Raw genomic sequence first — 24811 nt, 5'->3', positions numbered from 1 at the left:
CTTTAAATATCGTTACCCGTATCAACGTGTAACAACATCATCAGTGTACTAATCTGTTGATGACAATTTGTGGAGAGATGGCTGAGTGGTTGAAAGCACCGGTCTTGAAAACCGGCATACGTTAATAGCGTATCTAGGGTTCAAATCCCTATCTCTCCGCCACTATTAGAAAAGCCCACTGAGAAATCTGTGGGCTTTTTGCTATTTTCAGTTTGTGGATATAAACCGACTACTCTTGAAAGCGGGTTTATGTTCACTGCTTACTGATAGTACATCTCATAAATAGCGTCAGTTTCCCCACTCAGCTTCATCTTCATTAAAGCTTGCTGTAACAGATAGGCTTTGGATTCTTTATTTAACTGTGTTGCTTGATTATCAGGGCTTGGTTTCAGATCCTTTTGAAACTGTGGATTGGGCTCTTCTTTGATATACGGTGAATGGCGAGAAAAGCCCAAATATAATGGCCGTGGTGTTCCACAACAGTTAGGGTGCAGTTTTATTCCAGTCGGTTGTTTCAACTTCATATAGTAGTGGAGCGAAGCACGATTATAGATATAAAAATCTCCACGCTTCTTTTTGAGTAATTTCACTGCTCTATCGATGGTCATGTCTGGTTCGACATAGGTATGTACGGAATTTAGATGTCGCACATGGTTTGGAGAGCCTAAAGACTGCAGTACCGTTGATCCTTTAAGGTCTGCTAAGTGATGAATGTCAGGGTAGTCGTCCAACGAGATACCCATCTCGCCACCAGATAGTCCATTCTCGATGAAATAGATGTATTGGCTCCTCGCCTCACTAAAATTAAAACCGGGGTAGAAATCTATAGTTCCATTTTTTAGTTGTTTGAGGATACGTTTCTTTGGCCCTCGCACCACGTTTAGTTTGCAGCCAATCTTTTCTGCTGCTTTCTCGTAGAGATGTTTATATAGGCCAGAGTTGTCTGGGGAGGCAGCAATCAGAGGAGGACGTTCATTCGTTCTATAACCCATGGTCATAGAGCAAGCTTGGCTTGAAAAGGAAACCAGTACGAACGGAATCGATATCGAGAATGAGACGATTGTTGAGCGCATTCTGTCCTCCACTACAACAGATATCAATCAAGCTTAATTGAAGTGCAAATAAAATGCATAACAAAGCCGGCTAGAATTGCCGGCTAAGATCATGTTTTTATTATAATCTAAGAGCGTTTAGCGGCGTTTTGCTTTAGTTGTTCTTTCTCTTTCTGTGAAATAAACGCAAGCTCTAGACCGTTAATCTGTGCTTGGCGAATTTGCTCTTGAGAAAGACCAGCCTGCGGTGCAGCGACTTCATACTCATATGGTAGCTCTATACCCTCTACCGCTGGATCGTCCGTGTTTAGGCAGGCAAGTACACCATGCTCTAGGAATTGCTTCACTGGGTGATTGGTCAGTGACTCGACGGTACTGGTTTGGAAGTTAGACGTTAAGCACGACTCAATGCCAATGTGGTTTTCGGCCAAATAATCCATAAGTTTCGGATCGTGGATAGCTTTCACCCCATGACCAATACGGGTAGCGCCTAGCTCTTGAATCGCTTGCCACATGCTTTCTGCACCCGCGGCTTCACCCGCATGTACAGTTACGTTTAGTCCCGCATCCTTCACCTGGGCAAAGTGTTTCACAAAGCGCTCACCTGGCTGGCCTAATTCATCGCCAGCAAGATCGACAGCAACAATTTGGTCTTTATAAGCAAGAATCGCATCCAACTCTTGTTGGCAAGCATCCGTGCCAAATGTACGGCTCATGATTCCGATAAGGTTGGCTTTAACACCAAAATCACGCACACCTGCCTGAACACCATCAATGACCGCTTCAACCACGCCCTCAACAGGCAGTTTGTGTTTCATGGCCATGTAGTAAGGAGAGAAACGCAGCTCCGCATAATCAATCTGCGCATTTAGGGCATCTTCAACGTTCTCGTAAGCCACGCGTCGACAAGCATCTAAATCACCGAGTACTGCCACACCCCAGTCCAATTTCGACAGGAATGCGACTAATGAAGGCTCTGCTTCCACGATCTGCACGTGAGGGGTAAGGCTTTCAACATCGTAGGCTGGGAGTGAAACGCCGAATTTTTGTCCCAACTCTAGAATGGTCTTGGTGCGAATGTTGCCATCTAGATGACGGTGCAAATCAGTAAGAGGTAAGTTCTTGGTGATCATTATTGTCAGTTCCAATAGTACAGGTGAGCTAAGTATAAGAATCAATAACAGGAGTGTCAGTAGAGGAAGAATAGAAAACATGCAATAAGCGTCGGTTTTTATTGCATGTTTACCAAATGTGTTGATTGGATGGGTTTCCGTTGGTTTTAACTCAACACCTCTGTGACTGTATGGCTAGTAGAGCTCTTTGAGCTTTCGTGTCAGCGTATTTCGGCCCCAGCCAAGTACTTTTGCGGCATCTTGTTTGTGGCCGTTGGTGTGCTCAAGAGCGGCTTCTAGCAGTATGCGCTCAAATTCGGGCAGTGCGTATGAGAGTAATTCGGTATCGCCTTGCGAGAGAGATTGCTTTGCCCAATCCGCCAGTTGTTGCTGCCAGGAGCTACCATCCGAGAAGTCGCGATTGGTTTTTTCATCCAGTAATTCCGTAGGTAAGTCACTGGGGAGAACCTCACTGCCACTTGCCATCACGGTAAGCCAGCGACAAATATTCTCCAGTTGGCGAACATTACCGGGCCAATCTAAGCGGTTGAGTATCTCGATAGTTGACGGGTGCAGCGTTTTGACATCCACGGCTAACTCTTCAGAGGCCAGCGTCAAAAAGTGCAGCGTCAGTTTTTCTATATCCTGTTTACGCTCACGCAGTGCTGGAATTTGAATTCGAATGACGTTCAGGCGGTGGAATAGGTCTTCTCGAAAGTCCCCCTTATGGACCAGTTTTTCTAAATTTTGGTGGGTGGCCGCCACGATTCGCACATCGACTTGGATAGGAGAATGGCCGCCGACTCGATAAAATTGTCCATCGGCTAGGACCCTCAGTAGCCGAGTTTGAATGTCTAGTGGCATGTCTCCAATTTCATCAAGGAATAGCGTACCGCCATTGGCTTGTTCAAAGCGGCCTTGCCTTACGCTGTTTGCGCCAGTAAAAGCCCCCTTTTCATGACCAAACAGTTCCGACTCAATGAGATCTTTGGGGATAGCTGCCATATTGAGCGCGATGAAAGGTTTACTCGCTCTTGGGCTATGGCGGTGCAAGGCGTGAGCGACCAGCTCTTTACCTGTGCCTGACTCGCCGTTAATCAGCACCGAAATTGAAGAGCGAGACAGACGACCAATGGCCCGGAAGACTTCCTGCATGGCGGGCGCTTCACCAATGATTCCGGGCGCATTATATACCGAGCTGTCCGAGATGGATTGCTCGCGCTTTTGCTCTTGGCTGTGTGCGATGGCTCTTTCTACCAGTGTGAGGGTTTCATCAACATCGAATGGCTTGGGAAGATATTCAAAGGCACCTTTTTGGTATGCGTTTACCGCAGCGTCTAAATCAGAATGCGCCGTCATGATGATGACTGGTAGATCCGGTGAACGCTCGTGAACCTGTTTGAGCAATTCAATGCCATCGGTGCCAGGCATCCGGATATCAGAGACCAAAACGTCGGGGCTTTCTCGTTCAAGTGCAAGCAATACGCTTTCTGCATCTGCGAACGTCTCACACTTAATGTTTGCCGAAGAGAGGGTTTTTTCCATCACCCAACGGATAGAGCTGTCGTCGTCTACTACCCATACGTATCCTTTGCTCATAGCGTTTTCCTCACAGCAATGCGTCTCGTGTTTATTGAATTGGTAGGTAAATGGTAAATATGGTTCTGCCCGGCCAGCTTTCTACGTCTATTTTCCCTTGATGTTGGTCGATCAGGTTCTGCGCGATAGATAGACCGAGCCCGGTACCACCTTCACGACCACTGACCATAGGGTAGAAAAGAGTATCTTGCAGTTCAGCGGATATGCCTGGACCGTTGTCGATGATCTCTATTCGTGCGGCGAGCTTGCAGCGTTGACCATGGATATTGGCCTGATGCACCGTTCTGGTGCGAATGGTGATTTTGCCATTGTCTTGGTTTTGCAGAATTTGACCGGCGTTACTGACGATATTCAGTAGCGCTTGCTCTATTTGGTCTGCGTCCATGAGAAACTCGGGCAGACTTGGGTCGTAGTCTCTTTCAAGAGTGACGGGCTGAGCCATCTCTAATTCAACCAATTGGCGAACTTTTTCTAAAATCAGATGAAGGTTTTCGTTCTGCTTCTTACCCGGTTTTTGTGGCCCTAGCAGTCGGTCCACTAGAGAGCGAAGCCGATCCGCTTGCTCGATAATGATTTGGGTATATTCCTTTAATGACGGGTCAGGTAACGTGCGTTCCAGTAGTTGAGCCGCTCCCCGCAGTCCGCCGAGCGGGTTCTTTATCTCATGTGCCAATCCACGCACCAGTAGTTTCGCTGCCTGTTGCTGAGCATGTTGATTGAGCTCTTGCGATAGTCGTCGCTGTTGACCGATCTTGCGCATCTCAACCAGTAACATCAGCTCTTTATTCCAAGAAATCGGGCTAACGGTGACTTCTAGCATCAGTGGCTTGCCATCGACAACGAAGGTTACATCACTGTCGGTAATACTTTGTCCGCTCTGTAGAGGCTGCGAAAGTAGTGCTAGATCTAAGGAAGCGTGCTGGATGAGTTTTGATAGCGGCTGATCGACGATTCGCTTAGAACTTTGCGAGAACAATTGCTCGGCCGCTGGATTCGCATAACGAACTTGGAGCGATTCATTCATGATCAGAATCGCGGTGACTTGATGATTTAAAATGATATTTTCGAGCTCGCTACTCACAACAGATCTCCCATCCTTGATCTTAAAATGTGCAATGCACCATTTTGGTGCTTTGACAATTTCAAGTATGGCGCAATCTGTGTAGCAGCAGAAGGAAAAGTCGCTAAATTAAGGTAAATTCACTGGCTAAATAGCTTATTTCACCGTTGCTCGTTGAAGATGCACCGTTATAGCACTAGACGATGCAATAAGCTTGCCGTCCTTATAAGCTTGAATCATAAAGATGTGGGTGCCCCTATCGATGTTTTTTAGTTCCCAGAATGCTTTATGGCTTGGCGCTGCGTATTTCTCTCCATCCATCATCAGCTGAAGCTGTTCACCAATGGCCAATTTACGGTTTGTTTCTCCTTGGATCGTGATCATACCTGCATTGCTGCGTAGGGCTTGATCGTGTTGAGGAGAGACTATTGCTACCTCGAGCGGTTTTATGGCCTCTGGCTTTGTTTGTTCTTTCGCTTGAGGTGGGTCCACCTCTTCGGGTTTGTCAAACTGTGGAGGTGGGGCTGGAAGCTCGTGATCAGGGAGCTGAATTGCCTTTACCTTAGCGTTATCAGGCACATCGCTAAAGTGAATGACACCATTATTGTCGGTCCAAGTATACACAGTCTGAGCCAGACAATGGGGTGCTTGTAAGAATAGTAAAAGGACGGAGAGTTGGTACCATTTCATGTTCATCGCCTCATTATTGAGAGAGCACTCATACTAACGGCATGAATTGGAGTGACAAACACGAAAAAGGCTCGCCTGCGAGGCGAGCCTGATAATTATGTAACGTGATTAAACTTTGTGCACTAAGTGCTATTACACAGAGTAGTAAAGTTCAAACTCAAGTGGGTGAACAGCCATATTTACTTTCTCAACATCTTGAGATTTCAGCGCGATGTAAGAATCGATGAAGTCATCTGAGAATACGCCGCCAGCGGTTAGGAACTCACGATCGTCGTCTAGGCTCTTCAGCGCGTCCTGTAGTGACTCAGCCACTGTTGGGATTTCTGCTGCTTCTTCAGCTGGAAGGTCGTAAAGGTCCTTATCCATCGCTTCACCTGGGTGGATCTTGTTCTTAATACCGTCAAGACCAGCCATTAGCATTGATGCGAAGCATAGGTATGGGTTTGCTGCTGGGTCACCAAAGCGAACTTCGATACGACGACCTTTAGGGCTTGGGATCACAGGGATACGGATAGAAGCACTGCGGTTACGCGCTGAGTAAGCAAGCATTACTGGCGCTTCGAAGCCTGGTACAAGACGTTTGTACGAGTTGGTTGATGGGTTAGCAAACGCGTTGATTGCGCGAGCGTGCTTGATGATACCACCGATGTAGTAAAGCGCCATTTCAGATAGACCGCCGTACTTGTCGCCAGCAAACAGGTTAACGCCGTCTTTCGCTAGAGATTGGTGAACGTGCATACCAGAGCCGTTGTCACCAACAAGTGGTTTAGGCATGAATGTCGCTGTCTTACCAAATGCGTGTGCCACGTTGTGTACCACGTACTTGTAGATTTGGATCTCGTCCGCTTTTGTCGTTAGCGTGTTGAAGCGCGTTGCGATTTCGTTCTGACCCGCTGTCGCTACTTCGTGGTGGTGAGCTTCAACAACTAGACCCATTTCTTCCATGATTAGACACATAGCGCTACGGATGTCTTGTGAAGAATCCACTGGTGCTACTGGGAAGTAACCACCTTTAACGCCTGGACGGTGGCCTTTGTTACCGCCTTCAAGATCTGAACCTGTGTTCCATGCTGCTTCTACGTCATCAATCTTGAAGAAAGAACCAGACATGTCTGTTGAGTATTTAACATCGTCAAATAAGAAGAACTCTGGCTCAGGACCAATAAGGACTGTGTCTGCTACGCCAGTTGAGCGCATGAAGTCTTCCGCGCGTTTTGCAATTGAGCGTGGGTCGCGATCGTAGCCTTGCATGGTTGCAGGTTCTAGGATGTCACAACGAACGTTTAGCGTTGCGTCTTCTGTGAATGGGTCAAGAACAGCTGATGATGCGTCCGGCATCATGACCATGTCTGATTCGTTGATACCTTTCCAGCCAGCAACTGAAGAACCATCGAACATCTTACCTTCTTCGAAGAAGTCTGCGTCGATTTGGTGAGCAGGAATAGAGATGTGTTGCTCTTTACCTTTGGTATCGGTAAAGCGTAGGTCAACAAACTTAACTTCGTTTTCTTGGATCAGCGATAGAACGTTTTCTACTGACATGTTGGATAACCTCCAGTGTTATTAAAGCGGTGATGGCTCGATTCTTAAACTAATCTTAAGTACCAGCATTGAATAATATCTTTTCAAACGTATTAATCGATGCTTATTTTACTAAAGCCAAAACTGTGCCAAAAATATTATTCCATTAATTTCAATGAATTAGTGGCTTGGGCGTAAAATTGGTGCAAACTTTTGCACCAAAATGATCCTGGCTTGCACTGATGTGGTGCATAAATGTTATATGCACCAAGGTAAGACAAAATCGTCTTCCATTCAGCCTAGTTTTGCACCAGTTGTCAATTGAGTTTTTGATTACGGGGAAGGTTGTGACACCCGATCTTCCCTCTGTTTATTGAAAATCAACTGAACAGATCACATATTTCTGGGTTTTTCGCTAAAATCTGGTACATTATGGCCGTTTTTTTAATCAGCAAGCTCGCTCATAATATGAGCGAGCTTCTTATATCGAGTGAATCAAATCCATGGCTACTCCACAGATTGATAAATTAAGAAATATCGCGATCATCGCGCACGTTGACCACGGTAAAACAACACTGGTTGATAAACTACTACAACAATCAGGTACTCTAGAGTCTCGCGGCGAAGCTGAAGAGCGTGTCATGGACTCTAACGATATCGAAAAAGAGCGTGGCATTACTATCCTTGCTAAGAACACAGCAATCGACTGGAATGATTACCGCATCAACATCGTAGATACTCCGGGACACGCGGACTTCGGTGGTGAAGTTGAACGTATTATGTCGATGGTAGATTGTGTACTTCTTATCGTAGACGCAGTTGACGGCCCTATGCCGCAAACGCGTTTTGTAACGCAGAAAGCTTTTGCTCACGGTCTAAAACCAATTGTTGTTATCAACAAAATTGACCGCCCAGGTGCTCGTCCTGATTGGGTTATGGACCAAGTGTTCGACCTATTCGACAACCTAGGTGCGACTGATGAACAGCTAGACTTTAAAGTGGTTTATGCATCAGCTCTAAACGGTTGGGCTTCGCTAGAAGAAGGCGAAACGGGTTCGGACATGGAACCGCTATTTGAAACAATCGTTGAAGAAGTGGCAGCACCAGAAGTAGACCTAGATGGTCCACTACAAATGCAAATCTCTCAGCTAGACTACAGCTCTTACGTTGGTGTTATCGGTGTAGCTCGTGTAACTCGCGGTAGCGTTAAGCCAAACCAGCAAGTGACTATTATCGGTGCGGACGGCAAAACTCGTAACGGTAAAGTAGGTACGGTTATGGGTTACCTAGGCCTAGATCGCCATGAGGTTGAGCAGGCAAATGCAGGTGACATCATTGCAATCACAGGTCTTGGTGAACTAAAAATCTCTGACACTATCTGTGCACAGGGTGAAGTAGAAGCGCTACCAGCACTGTCTGTTGATGAGCCAACGGTAACCATGACGTTCCAGGTAAACACCTCTCCATTCGCAGGTAAAGAAGGTAAATTCGTAACTTCACGTAACATCCTTGAGCGTCTAGAGAAAGAACTGGTACACAACGTTGCACTGCGCGTTGAGCAAACAGACGATCCAGACAAATTCCGCGTTTCAGGTCGTGGTGAGCTTCACCTATCTATCTTGATCGAAAACATGCGTCGTGAAGGCTTCGAGCTAGCAGTATCGCGTCCAGAAGTTATCATCAAAGAAGAAGATGGTCAGAAGATGGAACCGTTTGAGACGGTAACCATCGACGTGCTTGAAGAGCACCAGGGCGGTATCATGGAAAACATCGGTCTGCGTAAAGGTGAGCTGACTGATATGGCTCCTGATGGCAAAGGTCGTGTGCGTATGGACTTTATGATGCCTTCTCGTGGTCTAATTGGCTTCCAAACTGAATTCATGACGCTAACGTCTGGTTCTGGTCTTCTATACCATACGTTCGATCACTACGGCCCACACAAAGGCGGTAACATTGGTCAACGTAACAATGGTGTGTTGATCTCTAACGCGACAGGTAAAGCACTGACTTACGCACTGTTTAACCTTCAAGAGCGTGGCCGTCTGTTCACAGAGCACGCGGATGAAGTGTATGAAGGTCAGGTTATCGGTATTCATAACCGTTCAAACGACCTAACAGTGAACTGTCTGAAAGGTAAACAGCTGACTAACGTTCGTGCTTCTGGTACTGACGAAGCTCAGGTGCTAACTCCTGCAATCAAGTACACTCTTGAGCAGGCACTAGAGTTCATCGATGATGACGAGTTAGTAGAAGTAACGCCAGAGAGCATCCGTATTCGTAAGAAGTTCCTAACAGAGAACGATCGTAAGCGTGCATCACGTGGTTCGAATGCGTAATTAAAGTCGGCAACGACTGAATAAAAGCCCCAAGTTGCTCTCAACTTGGGGCTTTTTTAATGGAGAAAGGTACAGCAATGAAACCAGTCGTAATTACCGGCGGTCCGGGCGCGGGTAAAACTACGTTACTTAATGCGTTGGGTGAGATGGGCTACGCCACCTTTGCTGAAGGCTCACGCACATTGATTGAGCAGCAAAGCCAGCGCGATGATGGCGTGCTCCCTTGGACGAACCTGCCGGGGTTTGCCAATTTATGCCTCGACTTAATGAGTGAGCAAAAACACAAGGCATTGGGCCACGAGGTGGCGTTTGTCGATCGCGCGATACCTGATATCGTCGCCTACCTGCGTGTAGGCGGCTGTAATGTACCAGAAGCGTTTATTCAAGGCAGTGCTGGCTATCACGGTCAAGTGCTCGCATGTCGGCCTGAGAAGGCGATTTACGTGAAAGATGAAGTGAGGCCACACAGTTTTGAAGAGGCGCTACATATCCATCAAACGTTAGTTGATGGCTACGCTGAGTTGGGGTATCAAGTGCTGCAAGTGCCGTGGGGAAGTGTGGACGAGCGAGTGAGCTTTGTTCGCCGAGTGATCGGGTTAGTCGATGAGCGGGGCAACCGTGCCTAGAGGCTGTCTAGGCACAATGAAAAAGCGTTATTTCTGACTGAGCTTTTGTAGAAACTTATCAGACTCCGCAATCGCCGCGTTCATTTGTTTGATCGCGTATTGAATGTCTTGTTCCAGGTTGATGAATTCGCCCTGCAGTGCACCGATCGCGTTGGCGTTTAGGTTATGTTTGAGGTAAAGCGTATTGTCGCGTAGTGTATTGAGTACTGGCGTCATTTTGTCTTCTGCACGCTTCATGGCACTTAACATCGTTTTGTAAGACGCTTTCGTCTCACGCAGCTTTTGTTCGCTAGAACGACGCAACTTACGGCTGGTATACAGATTCAGCTCGCCTTGCCATTCATCAAACAGCGCTTCAGAGACGTCTTCAATCGCCGCAATGCGCTCACGTACTTCTTCCGCCGCTTTTTCGCTGTCCAGGTATTGGTCGTTGATCTGATTGTAAACGCTCTCCAGCTCACCACCGTCAAACTGGGTCAGTGCAGAAATCGCTTTAAGTGCACTGGTAAACTCTTGTTGTGCATCCTGCTGCGATTCTTTGGCTTCTTCGACGCGATCTACCATGATGTCACGTTTGTGATAGCCTACTTGTTCCATAGCGGAGTAGTAAGCGGACTGACACCCCGTCAGTGTAAAAATGGATAAGACAAAGACCAGTAAATACGGCATGAGTGTGCCCTTTTCGTTTAAACTATGGTGTTAGGATGAATGACTCATAGGGGAGTTACAAGTTGAAATTAGAGCAAATTGCGAAAGATGGCCTGAATTTTGGACAGTATCTTTTGTCTAGGATGGGACACGATAGGGTTAATGTGAATGCTGGGTATCTTGCTTATATCACCTTGCTCTCTATTGTGCCTATGGTCACCGTGCTGCTTTCGGTACTTTCGTCGTTCGCTGCATTTGAAGATGCTGGCGAAGTGATCCAAGACTTCGTGATTCAAAACTTTGTCCCCGCGGCAGGCGATGCGGTCAAAGGCGCCTTATTAGAGTTTGTCGCCAATACCGGTAAAATGACCGCCGTCGGCAGTGGATTTTTGTTCGTCGCTGCGCTAATGCTGATCTCTAATATCGATAAAAACCTCAACTACATTTGGCGTGTCAGTAATAAGCGCCGTGCCGTATTTTCATTTTCCATGTACTGGATGGTACTGACACTCGGACCGATTCTTGTTGGTGCCAGTATTGCCGCCACCTCTTATGTGACATCACTAAAGATCCTGGAAAGCGACACAGTTTCCGGTGCTTTTAATCTGTTTATTGGCTGGTTGCCGTTCTGGCTCTCTTTCTTTGCGTTCATGGGGCTTTACCAGTTGGTGCCCAATAAAAAAGTACAGATTGTCCACTCGATTGTTGGTGCACTCGTGGCGGCGATGCTGTTTGAAGCCAGTAAGCAAGGTTTTGCCGCGTACATTACCCAGTTTCCCTCTTATCAGCTTATCTATGGAGCTTTGGCCGCAATCCCTATCTTATTTGTCTGGGTCTACTTGTGTTGGTTGATTGTTCTCATCGGTGCAGAGGTAACCGCTGCGCTGGGGGAAAGAGAGCACTGGAGCGAAGTCGAAGAGATGGTAAAATGCGCAAAAAATTCAACAGAATCAACGAAAGGAAGTCAACGTGATAGCACTGATCCAGAGAGTAAGTGAGGCCGCAGTACGCGTAGATGGAGAAGTGGTAGGGGAGATCGACAAAGGTCTACTTGTTCTGCTTGGCGTAGAAAAGGACGATGATGAAGCCAAGGCAAAGCGCTTGGTTGAACGCGTGACGACTTACCGTGTGTTCGAAGATGAAGACGGTAAAATGAACCTGAATGTTCAGCAAGTGGACGGCAAAGTCTTGGTTGTCTCTCAATTTACGTTACCAGCAGATACGAAGAAAGGCACTCGCGCAGGGTTTTCGCGTGGTGCGCACCCGGCGGATGCTGAGCGTCTTTACGAGCACTTTTCTGATCTCTGTGAAAACGTACTGCCGACCGAACGAGGTCGTTTTGCTGCCGATATGAAAGTATCACTTGTGAATGATGGTCCGGTGACTTTCTGGCTACAGGTATAAAAATTATGTGGGAGCATGTGGATGCTCCTAATTCTCTCACTGCTTTGAAGGCTGAACACGACAAAAAGCAGTAATTAAAAGGACTTTTATGTTTAAGCTGACCACTCCTAAAACGGATAACCAACTTAACAAGTATTATCACTTTCGCTGGCAGATGCTGCGTGAACCTTGGCGAATGCCTATCGGTTCCGAGCGCGATGAATACGATCCAATGAGCTTCCATCGCATGATTGTCGATGGTCGTGGTCGCCCGATGGCGATTGGACGTTTATACATTACACCTGACAGCGAAGGTCAAATCCGCTATATGGCCGTCAAAGGCTCTCGTCGGAACAAAGGCATGGGCTCATTAGTGCTGGTGGCGTTGGAATCACTGGCTCGCCAAGAGGGAGCTAAACGCTTGGTGTGTAGCGCCCGTGAAGATGCGATTTCCTTCTATGAAAAAAATGGCTTTGAGCGTCGTGGCGAGCTAACGGACGAGCGTGGGCCTGTACGACACTTGCAGATGGTGAAAGCGCTAGACCCGATGGCGAATGTGCTGCGTAAGCCAGAGTGGTGTGCCGAGCTGCAGGAACGCTGGGAAAACCAGATCCCAATTAGCGATAAAATGGGCATCAAGATAAACCAATACACCGGTTATCAGTTTGAGTGCAGTGCGCAGTTGAATCCGAATCTCAACCCACACAACACCATGTTTGCGGGCTCTGCCTTTACACTCGCAACACTGACAGGCTGGGGGATGACGTGGTTACTGATGAAAGAGAGCAATCTCTCGGGTGATATTGTATTGGCGGATAGCCGCATTCGCTACCGCCACCCAGTGACACAAAGCCCAGTGGCATCAACATCCCTAGATGGCATCAGTGGCGATTTAGATAGACTGGCGGCAGGGCGCAAAGCACGTATTGTCATCCACGTGACGATTTACAGTGGAGACGTTGCCGCCGTCGAGTTTATCGGTACTTACATGTTGATCCCAGACTATCAATCGGTTATTGGTGATGCGTCGCCGTCAGCTTCCTGATTGGACCCTGGCTGAGCAGAAGTCGGGCGCTGCGGCACAGAGCAACGGTCCTTAATCACAGTCGTCTGTTCAAAAATTTCAGACCAGAGTTGTTGGCAGTCTTGATTGATGTTGAGTAACAGGCTGCCAAACTCAGGTTTCGTCAGATCTAACGTCCCACTGAGTTGGGCATTATCACTTTGCGCTTGAATGGTGAGCCGCCCCCGATCCGAGTGAACTTGGATCGGCTCAAATGGCCAAGCATGCTGAAAACGCAGCTCACCATCAATGCTTCGCGCATCAATAGTCCCTTCATGAATTTGCCCTACCGCCTTACCTGACATGCTGTGTGCCAGCATTGAGTAATCTCCTGACAGACCAGAGAAGGCCATTTCAAGCTCGGCGACACCGGTCAGCGTAAATGGCAGCTTCTCCTGAACCCAAGGTTGATTGAGAGGGATACCATCGCCGTGTAAGCGAAACTGCCAAGGCGCGCTAAGTTGCGAACGATCCCATTGTCCAGTCGCTTCCACATAGCCATTAGCCAACGGCAAAAAAGTGCGTGTGAGTGCAATATTTCCTTTGTCTGATTGCACATTTACGATCGCTTGCGTGGTGATCCACTTATCCCAACTGGCACTGTTGGCGCTGATTTCCACCTCGCCCGAAAACAGGCTCCATTGGCCATTTTGAATCAAAGAAAGTTGCTCTCCATCGATATTCAGCCCTGATAATTGCCAGTACGGCTTTTGTTCCACTTGAATCAATTGACCGTTATTCACCGTAAGCTCACTAATTGATAATTCGTTTAGCGCGGAGTGTTGGAAGAAATGAATCAAATCGGAAGTGTTTTCTAACCATTTTATGCCGGAGAGCTTTAAGCTTTTAAGATGGATTGTACTTGGTGACACCAGCCCAGAGAGCTGAAGCCTGCCTTGTTTAAAGTCGGCATCAAACTCGTCAAAGCTGACGCCCTGAGGGGTAAAGCCCAGTTTTGCAGTAGGGGAAGTAAACTGTAACTGCTCACGAGTGGCACTATCCGCATCGAAAGAGAGGTAGCCTTGTTGCTGCTGCCATACCGAGCGCGTTAGAGCGATGTTTTCTAGCGAGGCATCCAGCTTATCAAAGTGCCAACCTGCGTACTCAAAGCTGCTTTCTAAAATGTCCAAGCTGTTGATATGGGTGACAGACAGGCTAAGGGATTGCAGTGTCTCTAAAAGCCTCTCAGATGGTATGCTCGAAGGAAGTTTGAGCTGGTTGATAGTGACATTCACTAACGACCAGCCCTCTTGGTATTGTTCTGCTTGGCCAGATATATTGGCACCACGCCAGTCAAAAGAAAGGCCATAAACGGTGCTGTCTTGTGGCTGATAGTCAGCATCAAACAGCAACCGATCAAACGCTTCGCCTTGGGTATAAAGCTGCTGCGCTGAGAGTTGGATATCACCGTAAGGGAGAGGTTGATTTGGCTCGGTCCATTTCGGCGATTTGACTTGCAACCCCAATTCGCGCGCAGACCAGGTATCAGTTGAAACATCAACATGTTTCAGTGCCAGGTGGTGGAGGTGCAGTGAGTGGAGGAACTGAGTATCTAGCGACTTTAGATCAATATTGGCCCCTTCAATCAGTAAAGAGTCGAGTGCCAATTTGCCATCACTGAATAGATACGGGTTGAGCCATAGAGTCACTTTAGGGATCAGCTGAGTATGTTGATCTGAGGTGAACTCAACGTCTTGCAGCTCTAGCTGATACGGTGGCGTATAGACCGCTTGTCGCGTTGTCAGTGAGTAGGGGCTCAACGCCTTTGCTGCGAGGTTGACCACATCTGCGGCGTAGCGCGATTGGAGTAAGGCATAAAGAGAAATGGCCGATAGGCTCAACAAGCAGACAAGAACGAGGGTACTTCGCAGCAGGATTCTCTTCAAAATAACAACCTTCCCTAACATCCATTTGGTGTACTGGCCATTGCTGGACGGATTTGAGCGCATGTCACTTCAGTCAAAAGCTAAGACTTATGTTGACTGCTACACGTGTTAGCTTGAAACATTTTTGGGTATCAAGCAACAAAAAGCCCCTCAAAAGAGGGGCTTATAAGGCTAATTGAAGACGATGTCACTAATCTAGCTGTGGTCCAGCTGCAACCAGTGATTTACCTTCTTCATTGTCTGTGTACTTATCAAAGTTGTTGATGAACAGACCTGCAAGATCTCGTGCTTTGCTTTCCCACTGTAGTGGATCAACATAGGTATCACGAGGGTCTAGGATTGTTGGATCCACATCGTGCAGCGCTGTTGGTACTTCCAAATTAAAGATTGGAATGTGTTTTGTTTCAGCTTGCTCGATAGAGCCATCAAGGATCGCGTCGATGATGCCGCGTGTATCTTGAATCGAGATACGTTTACCGCTGCCGTTCCAACCTGTGTTTACTAGGTAAGCTTCAGCACCTGCCGCTTCCATACGTTTAACCAATACTTCTGCGTACTTGGTTGGGTGTAGCGTTAGGAACGCAGCACCGAAACAGGCAGAGAATGTTGGTGTTGGTTCAGTGATGCCACGCTCAGTACCCGCCAGTTTAGCAGTAAAGCCTGATAGGAAGTGGTACTTAGTTTGTTCTGGCGTCAGCTTAGAAACTGGAGGAAGCACACCAAACGCATCTGCCGATAGGAAGATAACTTTCTTCGCATGGCCGCCTTTCGATACTGGCTTCACGATGTTTTCAATGTGTTCGATTGGGTAAGAAACACGCGTGTTCTCAGTTTTAGAGCCATCATCGAAATCGATCGTGCCATCAGAAAGAACCGTTACGTTCTCTAGTAGTGCGTCACGGCGGATCGCGTTGTAGATGTCCGGTTCTGCCTCTTTCGATAGCTTGATGGTTTTTGCGTAACAACCGCCTTCGAAGTTAAATACGCCATCGTCATCCCAGCCGTGCTCGTCATCACCGATTAGGGCACGTTTTGGATCGGTTGAAAGGGTGGTTTTACCTGTACCAGACAGACCGAAGAAGACCGCAACGTCACCATCTTTACCCATGTTGGCACTACAGTGCATAGATGCGATGTCTTGCAGTGGAAGGAAGTAGTTCATCATCGCGAACATGCCTTTCTTCATCTCACCGCCGTACCAAGTACCACCGATAAGCTGCGTGCGTTCTGTTAGGTTAAACACAGTGAAGTTTTCTGAGTTCAGACCTTGCTCTTTCCAGTTTTTGTTGGTGCATTTTGCACCGTTCATTACCACGAAATCAGGTTCGAACGTTTCTAGCTCTTGCTCTGAAGGGCGAATGAACATGTTCTTCACGAAGTGCGCTTGCCACGCGACTTCGGTAATAACACGGATGCTGAGACGAGTATCTGGGTTTGCGCCACAGTAACCATCAACAACGAACACACGCTTGCCAGAAAGCTGGTTAGTGACCTGTTCTTTCAGGTCGTTCCAGATTTCTTGGGTAATTGGTTTGTTGTCATTTTTTACTGAATCAGATGTCCACCACATGTGCTCTTCAGTGGTGGCGTCTTTTACAATGTATTTATCTTTTGGTGAGCGGCCAGTAAAGATACCAGTGTCAACAGCGACAGCACCAAGCTCGGTGACCACGCCTTTCTCGTAGCCCTCTAGATCTGCGCGTGTTTCCTCTTCAAACAATAGATCGTAGCTAGGGTTACGAATAACTTCTTTTACGTCATGTAGCCCGTGCTTGGTCAGATCAATTGTTGCAGCCTTTGTATGTTCCATAACGGTCATCGGTGCTCCTTGTCGGAATAATTTGTAGGGATTTTGTAAGAATTTTTGTAATTTTTGTCTGCTCACCATGCTAGCAATGGGCCTAAGGAAAAACAGGGATATAGCTCAAAAAATATCCGCGATTTAACTGGGGTTTTAAGCGACGCATCACATATTGGCGTAGATAGTTTATCGCGCACGCAAAGCTTTGCGCTAGACCAAAACAGTTATTAATTGATTAAAATTAACCAGTTGCTTTATTACAAGAAAGCTAGATATGACGGGGTGTTGATCACAAAAAGGCCAGCATGAGCTGGCCTTTTGAAGGGTAAATTACGTGCTTGGTAAATCAGATAAATTAATGCAGCGTTTTCTTGTCTGTTGTTGACTGATCGAACAGTTCTGACACCTCAGATTCGTCGAACGTATAGCTCGTGCCGCAGTAATCACAATGTAAAGAAATTGAACCAACCTCGGCCAAAATGTCATTAATTTCCGCACGATCGATGGTAACGATCGCTGCGCCACTACGTGAACGAGAACAGCCACAATGGAACTCTACTGGTTGAGGTTCAAATAGGCGTACAGTCTCTTGGTTGTATAAGCGATACAGAAGCTCATTCGCACCTAGAGAAAACAACTCTTCATCTTTTACTGTGTTGGTCAACTGCTCAAGGTGCTCGAAGTCTTCAGGTGTACCTGTACCATCAGGCATGACTTGGATCAGCATACCCGCTGCATGTGCTTTGCCTTCGTGTTCGCCAGTGCGAATCCAAAGGCGCGTTTTTAGCTGTTCAGAGTTAGCGAAGTAGCCTTCAAGAATTTCTGTCAGGTTGTCACCTTCAAGGCCGACAATACCTTGATAGCGTTCGCCTTGTTTCGGATCAACAGTAATCACAAGATGACCTTTACCCATCATGTCATGGATAGTGGCGTCATCAGCAATGTCGCCTTCCCAGCGTGCTACGCCGCGAACTTTCTGGTTGTTGTCACCGTTAATAACCACCAGGGAAACTGGGCCGTCCCCCTGCAGTTGCAGTGTGATTGAGCCTTCAAACTTCAGCGTTGCAGTAAGCAGTGTGGTTGAGACAAGCAGCTCACCAAGCAGCTTTTGCAGCGCTGCCGGGTATTCCTTGCTAGTAATAATACGTTGGTATGCTTCATCCAATTGTACCAACTCGCCACGTACTGATAGGTCTTCAAAAAGGTAGCGGTTTAATACGTTGTTTGCCATGGAGTTAATTCCTCGTACGTATGGTACTTATTGATGTTTAAACTTGATGATGTCGCGGCGCTGTTTCTTATCAGGGCGACGATCTGGACTAGGGTTGTGTGCGTGAAGTTTGCGTCGTGCGGCGTTTTCTTCGCGTTTGGCAATACTCTCAGTTGTCTCTTCATACAGCGTTTGAGCTTCTGGAGCACCTCGGCGTTGATCGGAAATCTTTTCGATAACAACAGTTTTCTCTTCGTGACCTTGGCGAAGAGTAATCACTGCACCGAGTTCGACGGCCTTACTCGGCTTACTACGCTGGCCATTATAGTGGACTTTGCCGCCATCGACCATATTTCGCGCAATAGAGCGCGTTTTGTAAAAGCGTGCCGCCCAAAGCCATTTATCGAGCCTGACTGCTTCTGTTTGGGAACCCATTATTGGAACGGACCTCTAACGATAATAAATTTTTTGGTGATATCAGCTGTAACAATGGTGATGTGATGACCATTTTTCAAGCGGAATTAGCAAAATTAGCATTTTGGCGTTTGGTACCAGGGAGTTAAGTGTTTAGCTTGTTTCGTATTTTGGTACAATCATCGGCTACACTTCTATTTACGGCACCGCCATATTTGGGCACAAACGAGAAGGACACTCAGTGAAGCATCAAAGTGCAAGTGCACTGCTCAAGTTGGGCGAATCTATCCAAGACATAAAGATCCAAAAGCGCCTTAGCAGCGTTGTTATGGTCGTGTTACTGGCGATAAGCGCTTGGATCTTAGGTCAGTTGATCTGGCAACCTTTCGTTTCTGATTCTATTACCCCGTGGAAGCCAACTGCCACTCACTCTCGTACTTCAAGCTCGAACGCTTCGGTGGATCTTCGTGAACTGCAAAATGGTCAACTGTTTGGTCAGTATCAAGAGCAGCGCGTCGTGGTAGAAAAACCGAAAGTCCAAGATGCACCAAAAAGCCAACTTAATGTTGTATTGGTTGGTGTGGTTACCAGTACCAACCCAAACAAGAGCCTGGCGGTTATCGCTAATCGCGGTAAACAGGCGACTTACGGCATTGGTGAAGTGATTGAAGGCACACGAGCTAAGCTTTATCAGGTACAGCAGGATCGCGTGATTGTTGATAATTCTGGTCGCAATGAAACGGTCATGCTGGAAGGGCTGAAATACACCAAGCCTGAGCCAAGGCAAGTTGCATCGGCGTCTGAGGCACGAGGTACGGAAGACAAGCTTGAGCAGATCCGAGATGAGATTCGCAAAGACACCAAGCAGGTGTTCCAGTACGTACGAATGTCTCAGGTAAAAACGGATAACGACATCGTGGGTTATCGATTGTCACCAGGTAAAGACCCGGTTTTGTTTGAGGCCGTGGGCCTAAAGCCAGGTGATATTGCCACTCAAATCAATGGATTAGATTTAAAGGATTCAGCAGCCATGGGAGAGATATTCAAAAGTTTATCTGAGCTGACTGAGTTAACTCTGACGGTTGAGCGAGATGGCCAACCGTATGAGATATATATTGAATTATAGGTAGTGGCTGTTTAGCCGTTATCGTCACGAGGAGTAAATTGTGAATCATTGGCTTAAGAAAAGCGCATGGCTTTTGGCAGGAAGCTTACTAACTTCGCCTGGCTTGGTGATGGCTAATGAATATAGTGCCAGTTTTAAAGGCACTGACATTCAAGAGTTTATCAACATTGTTGGTCGTAATTTGGAAAAGACCATCATTGTTGATCCATCCGTTCGCGGCAAAGTAGACGTACGTAGTTACGATTTGCTAACTGAAGAGCAGTACTACAGTTTCTTTTTAAATGTGCTCGAAGTATACGGTTATGCCGTTGTTGAAATGGATAACGGCGTCATCAAGGTGGTAAGAGCGAAAGATGCCAAAACCTCTTCTATCCCGGTGGTCGGAGACGGGAAAGTCCAAGGTGATGAAGTGGTCACTCGGGTTGTTGCGGTGCGCAATGTCTCGGTACGTGAGCTTTCTCCGTTGCTTCGCCAACTGAATGATAACGCAGGCGCCGGTAACGTGGTTCACTATGATCCTGCCAATATCATTCTTATCACGGGCCGAGCTGCCGTTGTGAACCGTTTAGCTGACATTATTAAGCGTGTAGACCAAGCTGGTGATAAATCGATTGAAGTGGTAGAGCTACAAAACGCGTCTGCGGCGGAAATGGTGCGCATTGTTGAAGCGTTGAACAAGTCGGACGCGAAAAAGACGCCAGCGTTTTTGCAACCTAAGCTGGTGGCGGACGATCGCACCAACTCTATTCTCATTTCTGGTGACCCTCAAGTGCGCCACCGCTTACGCAAACTGATCAAACAGTTAGATGTGGAAATGGCATCAAAGGGTAACAACCGAGTGGTGTACCTTAAATACGCCAATGCCGAAGAGTTAGTTGACGTGCTACAAGGAGTGTCAGATAACCTGCAGGCAGAAAAAAGCGCCGGGACTAAATCGCGCTCGTCTGCAAATCGTGCGGAAGTAATGATTGCCGCCCACCCAGATACCAATGCGCTAGTCCTGACGGCTCCGCCAGATATTATGATTGCTCTGCAAGATGTGATTTCGCAGTTGGATATTCGCCGTGCACAGGTGCTGATTGAAGCGTTGATCGTGGAAATGGCCGAAGGTGATGGCATCAATCTTGGAGTTCAGTGGGGCTCTCTAGATACTGGTGCGGTGATCCAATATGGCAACACAGGTTCGCAGATCGGTAAGGTGATGGTCGGTCTCGAAGAAGCAAAAGACACTGAAACGACGAAAGCCATATACAATTCAGATGGTGAGTTCTTACGTAATGAAACAAGCACTGAAAAAGGTGACTTTTCTACGTTGGCGTCGGCTTTAGCGAGTGTAAACGGCGCCGCAGTGAGCTTGGTGATGGGTGACTGGACAGCGCTATTGAATGCAGTCGCGACGGATTCCAACTCCAACATTCTCTCTTCTCCAAGCATTACCGTGATGGACAACGGCGAAGCTTCCTTCATTGTCGGTGAAGAAGTGCCGGTGATTACAGGGGCAACCGCGGGCTCGAATAACGACAATCCATTCCAGACCGTCGATCGTAAAGAAGTCGGTATTAAGCTAAAAGTAGTGCCTCAAATTAACGAAGGTAACTCGGTTCAATTAAATATTGAGCAGGAAGTCTCCAACGTACTGAGCCCTAATGGTGCGGTCGATGTTCGATTTGCCAAACGCCAACTGAATACCTCAGTGATGGTGGAAGACGGTCAAATGATTGTTCTAGGCGGCTTGATTGATGAGCGTGCGCTAGAGAGCGAATCTAAAGTGCCACTCTTGGGTGATATTCCCGTCCTTGGTCACCTGTTTAAATCAACCAATACGCAAGTGGAAAAGAAAAACCTGATGGTGTTCATCAAGCCAACCATTATTCGCGATGGCGTGACGGCAGATGGCATTACTCAGCGTAAATACAACTTTATCCGCGCAGAGCAGCTGTATAAAGCGGACCAAGGCCTTAAGCTAATGAGCGATAGCCATATTCCTGTGTTACCAAAATATGGTGAAGACATTAGTCACCCGCCTGAAATCCAAGCGTTCTTAGATCAGATAAGGACAGAGTAATGTCTATGGATGTCGCAACTATGTTTCGTCGGTTGCCGTTCGGCTTTGCCAATCGCTTTAATTTGGTCTTGGAGCCAAGTGAAAACGGTGTGGTGCTCTATTATGTTGCACCACTCTCTATGCCTGCCTTGCTTGAAGTGCAGCGCACCATTGGCACCAAGTTTGAGCTGATGGAAATCAGTAAAAGCGCGTTCGAAAAAAAGCTGACCACCGCGTATCAAAGAGACTCTTCTGAAGCGCGCCAACTGATGGAAGACCTCGGCGCCGATAGTGATGATTTTTTCTCATTGGCTGAAGACTTACCGCAGAATGAAGATTTGCTGGAGTCAGAAGACGACGCGCCCATCATTAAGCTGATCAATGCCATGCTCGGCGAAGCGATCAAAGAAGGTGCGTCTGATATCCATATCGAAACCTTCGAAAAAACACTGCTGATCCGATTCCGTGTCGATGGGGTGTTGCGAGATGTACTCTCTCCAAGTCGTAAGTTGGCGCCACTATTGGTATCGCGTGTTAAGGTGATGGCCAAACTCGATATTGCCGAGAAACGAGTGCCACAAGATGGTCGTATCTCATTGCGCATCGGTGGTCGAGCGGTGGATGTGCGCGTATCGACGATGCCGTCTTCCCATGGCGAACGCGTGGTAATGCGATTGCTGGATAAAAATGCCACTCGCCTCGATCTGCACAGCTTAGGGATGACCAAAGCCAACCACGATAGTTTCCGCACCATGATTGGTCGTCCGCACGGCATTATTTTGGTGACCGGTCCAACGGGTTCAGGTAAATCCACCACCTTGTATGCTGGCCTGCAAGAGCTCAACAGCAACGAGCGCAATATCTTAACGGTTGAAGATCCCATCGAATTTGATATTGACGGTATCGGACAAACTCAGGTTAACCCAAAAGTCGATATGACCTTTGCGAGGGGGCTGCGTGCCATTTTGCGTCAGGACCCAGATGTGGTGATGGTCGGTGAGATCCGTGACCTGGAAACCGCACAAATCGCGGTTCAAGCGTCGTTGACTGGTCACTTAGTGATGTCGACCCTGCATACCAATACGGCAGTCGGTGCGATCACGCGTTTACGCGATATGGGCATTGAACCTTTCCTCATCTCCTCTTCTTTGCTTGGTGTTTTGGCGCAGCGTCTGGTGCGTACCTTGTGTCCAGATTGCAAGGAGCCGTATGAGGCCGATAAAGAAACCAAAAAGCTGTTTGGTCTTGAGCCGAGCGAGCCGTTGACGCTGCATCGTGCCCAAGGCTGTGAGAAATGTAACCAGAAGGGTTACCGCGGCCGAACTGGTATCCATGAATTATTGGTGGTGGATGAAGCCGTGCAGGAGCTCATTCACAGCGAAGCGGGCGAACAAGCCATCGAGAAGTCGGTACGTCAACGTACACCGAGCATTCGTGATGATGGTTTAACCAAAGTTCTCAATGGTGTGACTTCTTTAGAAGAAGTGATGCGAGTGACTAAGGAAAACTGATGGCTGCGTTTGAATACAAAGCGTTAAATGCCAAAGGCAAAACCCAGAAAGGGGTGATTGAAGGTGATAACGCTCGCCAGGTCCGGGTGCGCTTAAAAGAGCAAGGCTTGGTGCCTGTTGAGGTAAGTGAGACGCGTCAAAAGCAAAAAACGCAAAATGCCCAACCTTCCATGGCGTTTAAGCGTGGCATTAGCACGCCGGACTTGGCGTTAATCACCCGCCAACTGGCTACCTTAGTGCAATCGGGTATGCCTTTGGAAGAGTGTTTGAGGGCGGTGTCTGAGCAATCGGAAAAGCCACGTATTCGTAGCATGTTGCTCGCGGTACGCTCGAAAGTGGTCGAAGGTTACACACTGGCTGACAGCTTGGCCGATTACCCCCATATCTTTGACGATCTCTTCCGTTCGATGGTCTCAGCTGGTGAACGCTCGGGTCACCTTGACTCGGTGCTGGAACGTCTGGCGGATTACGCAGAAAACCGACAAAAACTGCGCTCTAAACTGCAACAGGCCATGATTTACCCTGTTGTACTGGTGGTGTTTGCTGTGGGTATCGTTGCGTTTTTGCTGGCGGCAGTTGTGCCTAAGATTGTTGGGCAGTTTGTCCAAATGGGCCAAGAGTTGCCTAAGTCGACGCAATTTTTGCTCTTATCGAGTGAATTTATTCAAAATTGGGGCCTCCAACTGTTGTTGGTATTGGTTGCCTTGGTTTACGGCATTAAGTTGCTGCTGCGATCACCGGAAATTCGCCTTAACTGGGACCGAAGAGTCGTGTCTCTGCCGCTGATTGGTAAAATTTCCCGCGGGCTGAATACCTCTCGCTTTGCTCGCACGTTATCGATCTGCACTTCAAGTGCCATCCCGATTTTAGATGGCATGAAAGTGGCGGTAGACGTCATGTCTAACCATTTTGTTAAACAGCAGGTGATGACAGCGCGCGAAAATGTGCGTGAAGGGGCCAGCCTGAGGAAGGCTCTGCAACAAACCAAACTCTTTCCACCGATGATGTTACACATGATCGCCAGTGGTGAGCAAAGTGGGGAGTTGGAAAGCATGCTGACCCGGGCAGCAGACAATCAGGATTCTAACTTTGAATCGACGGTAAATATTGCCTTAGGTATTTTTACCCCAGCTTTGATCGCGTTAATGGCAGGTTTGGTGCTGTTTATTGTTATGGCAACCTTAATGCCGATTTTAGAAATGAATAATTTAATGAGTGGCTAAGGCTGTTGGCTTAGTTTTACTCTGAGTATGTGGTTTGGAGAACATAATGAAAATGAGAACGAAAAAACAGTCTGGCTTTACACTTTTAGAAGTCATGGTTGTCGTCGTTATTCTGGGAATTCTAGCAAGCTTTGTTGTACCTAACTTATTGGGCAACAAAGAGAAGGCGGATCAGCAAAAAGCGATCACCGATATCGTGGCGTTAGAAAACGCGTTAGACATGTACAAACTGGATAATAGTGTTTATCCAACGACGGATCAGGGCTTAGAAGCATTGGTGACTCAGCCATCTAACCCAGAACCACGTAACTACCGTGACGGCGGCTACATTAAGCGTCTGCCCAATGACCCATGGGGTAACGAGTACCAGTACTTAAGCCCGGGTGATAAAGGCGCGACAGACATCTTCACACTGGGTGCTGATGCCCAGGAAGGCGGTGAAGGTGCCAATACGGATATCGGTAACTGGAATATTCAAGATTTCCAATAAGCGAATCCAGAGGATA

The 24811-nt window shown here is 47.5% G+C and carries 21 protein-coding genes and 1 tRNA gene; 11 read left to right on the top strand and 11 right to left on the bottom strand.

Annotation, left to right across the window (positions count from 1 at the left end):
• The first annotated feature begins 71 nt into the window (after positions 1-71).
• Positions 72-162: transfer RNA gene (locus tag VNE01S_RS15220), tRNA-Ser, on the top strand.
• 98 nt (positions 163-260) lie between these two features.
• Here the strand turns inward: VNE01S_RS15220 and VNE01S_RS15215 are convergent.
• The 6 genes from VNE01S_RS15215 to glnA all read right to left on the bottom strand — a co-directional run bounded on the left by VNE01S_RS15215 (position 261) and on the right by glnA (position 7055).
• Positions 261-1073 (bottom strand): substrate-binding periplasmic protein, encoded by an 813-nt coding sequence (locus VNE01S_RS15215; protein WP_245649904.1) that lies wholly within the window; start codon positions 1071-1073, stop codon positions 261-263.
• Positions 1074-1180: 107 nt separating this feature from the next.
• A complete protein-coding gene (add, locus tag VNE01S_RS15210) occupies positions 1181-2185 on the bottom strand; it encodes an adenosine deaminase (protein WP_053396240.1) in 1005 nt (334 codons plus the stop codon).
• Positions 2186-2359: 174 nt separating this feature from the next.
• On the bottom strand, positions 2360-3763 hold the full coding sequence (gene glnG / locus VNE01S_RS15205) for a nitrogen regulation protein NR(I) (protein ID WP_053396241.1): 1404 nt from the start codon (positions 3761-3763) through the stop codon (positions 2360-2362).
• Positions 3764-3794: 31 nt separating this feature from the next.
• A complete protein-coding gene (gene glnL / locus VNE01S_RS15200; protein WP_053396242.1) occupies positions 3795-4844 on the bottom strand; it encodes a nitrogen regulation protein NR(II) in 1050 nt (349 codons plus the stop codon).
• A gap of 135 nt (positions 4845-4979) precedes the next feature.
• Positions 4980-5513 (bottom strand): DUF4124 domain-containing protein, encoded by a 534-nt coding sequence (locus tag VNE01S_RS15195; RefSeq protein WP_053396243.1) that lies wholly within the window; start codon positions 5511-5513, stop codon positions 4980-4982.
• Positions 5514-5645: 132 nt separating this feature from the next.
• A complete protein-coding gene (glnA, locus tag VNE01S_RS15190; RefSeq protein ID WP_053396244.1) occupies positions 5646-7055 on the bottom strand; it encodes a glutamate--ammonia ligase in 1410 nt (469 codons plus the stop codon).
• 482 nt (positions 7056-7537) lie between these two features.
• On the opposite strand from glnA, the gene typA reads away from it, so the two are divergent.
• Together typA and VNE01S_RS15180 are read left to right on the top strand one after the other, a co-directional pair.
• Entirely contained in the window at positions 7538-9370 is a 1833-nt protein-coding gene (typA, locus tag VNE01S_RS15185) for a translational GTPase TypA (protein ID WP_053396245.1), read from the top strand.
• Positions 9371-9447: 77 nt separating this feature from the next.
• Positions 9448-9996, top strand: a complete 549-nt coding sequence (locus VNE01S_RS15180) for an AAA family ATPase (protein ID WP_053396246.1) — start codon at positions 9448-9450, stop codon at positions 9994-9996.
• Positions 9997-10023: 27 nt separating this feature from the next.
• On the opposite strand, the gene VNE01S_RS15175 is transcribed toward VNE01S_RS15180, so the two are convergent.
• Positions 10024-10665 carry a DUF2959 domain-containing protein gene (locus VNE01S_RS15175; protein WP_053396247.1) on the bottom strand — a complete coding sequence of 214 codons (642 nt, stop codon included), beginning with the start codon at positions 10663-10665 and terminating at the stop codon, positions 10024-10026.
• Positions 10666-10727: 62 nt separating this feature from the next.
• On the opposite strand from VNE01S_RS15175, the gene VNE01S_RS15170 reads away from it, so the two are divergent.
• The 3 genes from VNE01S_RS15170 (at position 10728) to VNE01S_RS15160 (ending at position 13072) form a co-directional block, all read left to right on the top strand.
• A complete protein-coding gene (locus VNE01S_RS15170) occupies positions 10728-11642 on the top strand; it encodes a virulence factor BrkB family protein (protein ID WP_053396248.1) in 915 nt (304 codons plus the stop codon).
• Positions 11614-12048, top strand: a complete 435-nt coding sequence (gene dtd / locus VNE01S_RS15165) for a D-aminoacyl-tRNA deacylase (protein WP_053396249.1) — start codon at positions 11614-11616, stop codon at positions 12046-12048. The genes VNE01S_RS15170 and dtd overlap by 29 nt, the downstream gene beginning before the upstream one ends.
• 88 nt (positions 12049-12136) lie before the next feature.
• On the top strand, positions 12137-13072 hold the full coding sequence (locus VNE01S_RS15160) for a bifunctional GNAT family N-acetyltransferase/hotdog fold thioesterase (protein ID WP_053396250.1): 936 nt from the start codon (positions 12137-12139) through the stop codon (positions 13070-13072).
• On the opposite strand, the gene VNE01S_RS15155 is transcribed toward VNE01S_RS15160, so the two are convergent.
• The 4 genes from VNE01S_RS15155 to hslR all read right to left on the bottom strand — a co-directional run bounded on the left by VNE01S_RS15155 (position 13033) and on the right by hslR (position 18422).
• Positions 13033-14976, bottom strand: a complete 1944-nt coding sequence (locus tag VNE01S_RS15155; protein WP_053396322.1) for an AsmA family protein — start codon at positions 14974-14976, stop codon at positions 13033-13035. The two genes, VNE01S_RS15160 and VNE01S_RS15155, sit on opposite strands and share 40 nt — an antisense overlap.
• A gap of 190 nt (positions 14977-15166) precedes the next feature.
• Complete coding sequence (pckA, locus tag VNE01S_RS15150; protein WP_053396251.1) at positions 15167-16795, bottom strand: phosphoenolpyruvate carboxykinase (ATP); 1629 nt, start codon at positions 16793-16795, stop codon at positions 15167-15169.
• 337 nt (positions 16796-17132) lie between these two features.
• Positions 17133-18008: an Hsp33 family molecular chaperone HslO gene (gene hslO / locus VNE01S_RS15145; protein WP_053396252.1), complete on the bottom strand. Its 876-nt coding sequence runs from the start codon at positions 18006-18008 to the stop codon at positions 17133-17135.
• 27 nt (positions 18009-18035) lie between these two features.
• Positions 18036-18422 carry a ribosome-associated heat shock protein Hsp15 gene (hslR, locus tag VNE01S_RS15140; RefSeq protein WP_053396253.1) on the bottom strand — a complete coding sequence of 129 codons (387 nt, stop codon included), beginning with the start codon at positions 18420-18422 and terminating at the stop codon, positions 18036-18038.
• A 220-nt stretch (positions 18423-18642) separates the two neighbouring features.
• On the opposite strand from hslR, the gene gspC reads away from it, so the two are divergent.
• From gspC to gspG, 5 genes are read left to right on the top strand one after another with little or no spacing between them, the layout of a single operon-like run.
• Positions 18643-19527 (top strand): type II secretion system protein GspC, encoded by an 885-nt coding sequence (gene gspC, locus VNE01S_RS15135; RefSeq protein ID WP_053396254.1) that lies wholly within the window; start codon positions 18643-18645, stop codon positions 19525-19527.
• Between the two features lie 40 nt (positions 19528-19567).
• Entirely contained in the window at positions 19568-21592 is a 2025-nt protein-coding gene (gspD, locus tag VNE01S_RS15130; protein ID WP_053396255.1) for a type II secretion system secretin GspD, read from the top strand.
• 5 nt (positions 21593-21597) lie between these two features.
• The gene (gene gspE, locus VNE01S_RS15125; protein WP_373278574.1) at positions 21598-23082 is read left to right on the top strand and encodes a type II secretion system ATPase GspE; all 1485 of its coding nucleotides are present in this window, start codon (positions 21598-21600) and stop codon (positions 23080-23082) included.
• A complete protein-coding gene (gene gspF, locus VNE01S_RS15120; RefSeq protein ID WP_053396257.1) occupies positions 23082-24305 on the top strand; it encodes a type II secretion system inner membrane protein GspF in 1224 nt (407 codons plus the stop codon). Before gspE ends, gspF begins: the two co-directional genes overlap by 1 nt.
• 46 nt (positions 24306-24351) lie before the next feature.
• On the top strand, positions 24352-24795 hold the full coding sequence (gene gspG / locus VNE01S_RS15115; RefSeq protein ID WP_053396258.1) for a type II secretion system major pseudopilin GspG: 444 nt from the start codon (positions 24352-24354) through the stop codon (positions 24793-24795).
• Positions 24796-24811 lie beyond the last annotated feature (16 nt).

Origin of the sequence: Vibrio nereis NBRC 15637 (genome assembly GCF_001591105.1) — a bacterium.
Classification (GTDB): Bacteria; Pseudomonadota; Gammaproteobacteria; order Enterobacterales; family Vibrionaceae; genus Vibrio; species Vibrio nereis.
The sequence above is the reverse complement of the archived record's forward strand: the minus strand, read 5'-3'. Positions and strand labels throughout refer to the sequence as shown.

Bases quoted from the DNA above. Each gene is read 5' to 3' on its own strand.
- add (WP_053396240.1), bottom strand. From the start codon at position 2,185: ATGATCACCAAGAACTTACCTCTTACTGATTTGCACCGTCATCTAGAT.
- VNE01S_RS15175 (WP_053396247.1), bottom strand. From the start codon at position 10,665: ATGCCGTATTTACTGGTCTTTGTCTTATCCATTTTTACACTGACGGGG.
- glnA (WP_053396244.1), bottom strand. From the start codon at position 7,055: ATGTCAGTAGAAAACGTTCTATCGCTGATCCAAGAAAACGAAGTTAAG.
- gspE (WP_373278574.1), top strand. From the start codon at position 21,598: ATGGATGTCGCAACTATGTTTCGTCGGTTGCCGTTCGGCTTTGCCAAT.
- VNE01S_RS15160 (WP_053396250.1), top strand. From the start codon at position 12,137: ATGTTTAAGCTGACCACTCCTAAAACGGATAACCAACTTAACAAGTAT.
- glnG (WP_053396241.1), bottom strand. From the start codon at position 3,763: ATGAGCAAAGGATACGTATGGGTAGTAGACGACGACAGCTCTATCCGT.
- pckA (WP_053396251.1), bottom strand. From the start codon at position 16,795: ATGACCGTTATGGAACATACAAAGGCTGCAACAATTGATCTGACCAAG.
- hslO (WP_053396252.1), bottom strand. From the start codon at position 18,008: ATGGCAAACAACGTATTAAACCGCTACCTTTTTGAAGACCTATCAGTA.
- hslR (WP_053396253.1), bottom strand. From the start codon at position 18,422: ATGGGTTCCCAAACAGAAGCAGTCAGGCTCGATAAATGGCTTTGGGCG.
- VNE01S_RS15195 (WP_053396243.1), bottom strand. From the start codon at position 5,513: ATGAAATGGTACCAACTCTCCGTCCTTTTACTATTCTTACAAGCACCC.
- VNE01S_RS15180 (WP_053396246.1), top strand. From the start codon at position 9,448: ATGAAACCAGTCGTAATTACCGGCGGTCCGGGCGCGGGTAAAACTACG.
- gspF (WP_053396257.1), top strand. From the start codon at position 23,082: ATGGCTGCGTTTGAATACAAAGCGTTAAATGCCAAAGGCAAAACCCAG.
- typA (WP_053396245.1), top strand. From the start codon at position 7,538: ATGGCTACTCCACAGATTGATAAATTAAGAAATATCGCGATCATCGCG.
- gspG (WP_053396258.1), top strand. From the start codon at position 24,352: ATGAAAATGAGAACGAAAAAACAGTCTGGCTTTACACTTTTAGAAGTC.
- VNE01S_RS15215 (WP_245649904.1), bottom strand. From the start codon at position 1,073: ATGCGCTCAACAATCGTCTCATTCTCGATATCGATTCCGTTCGTACTG.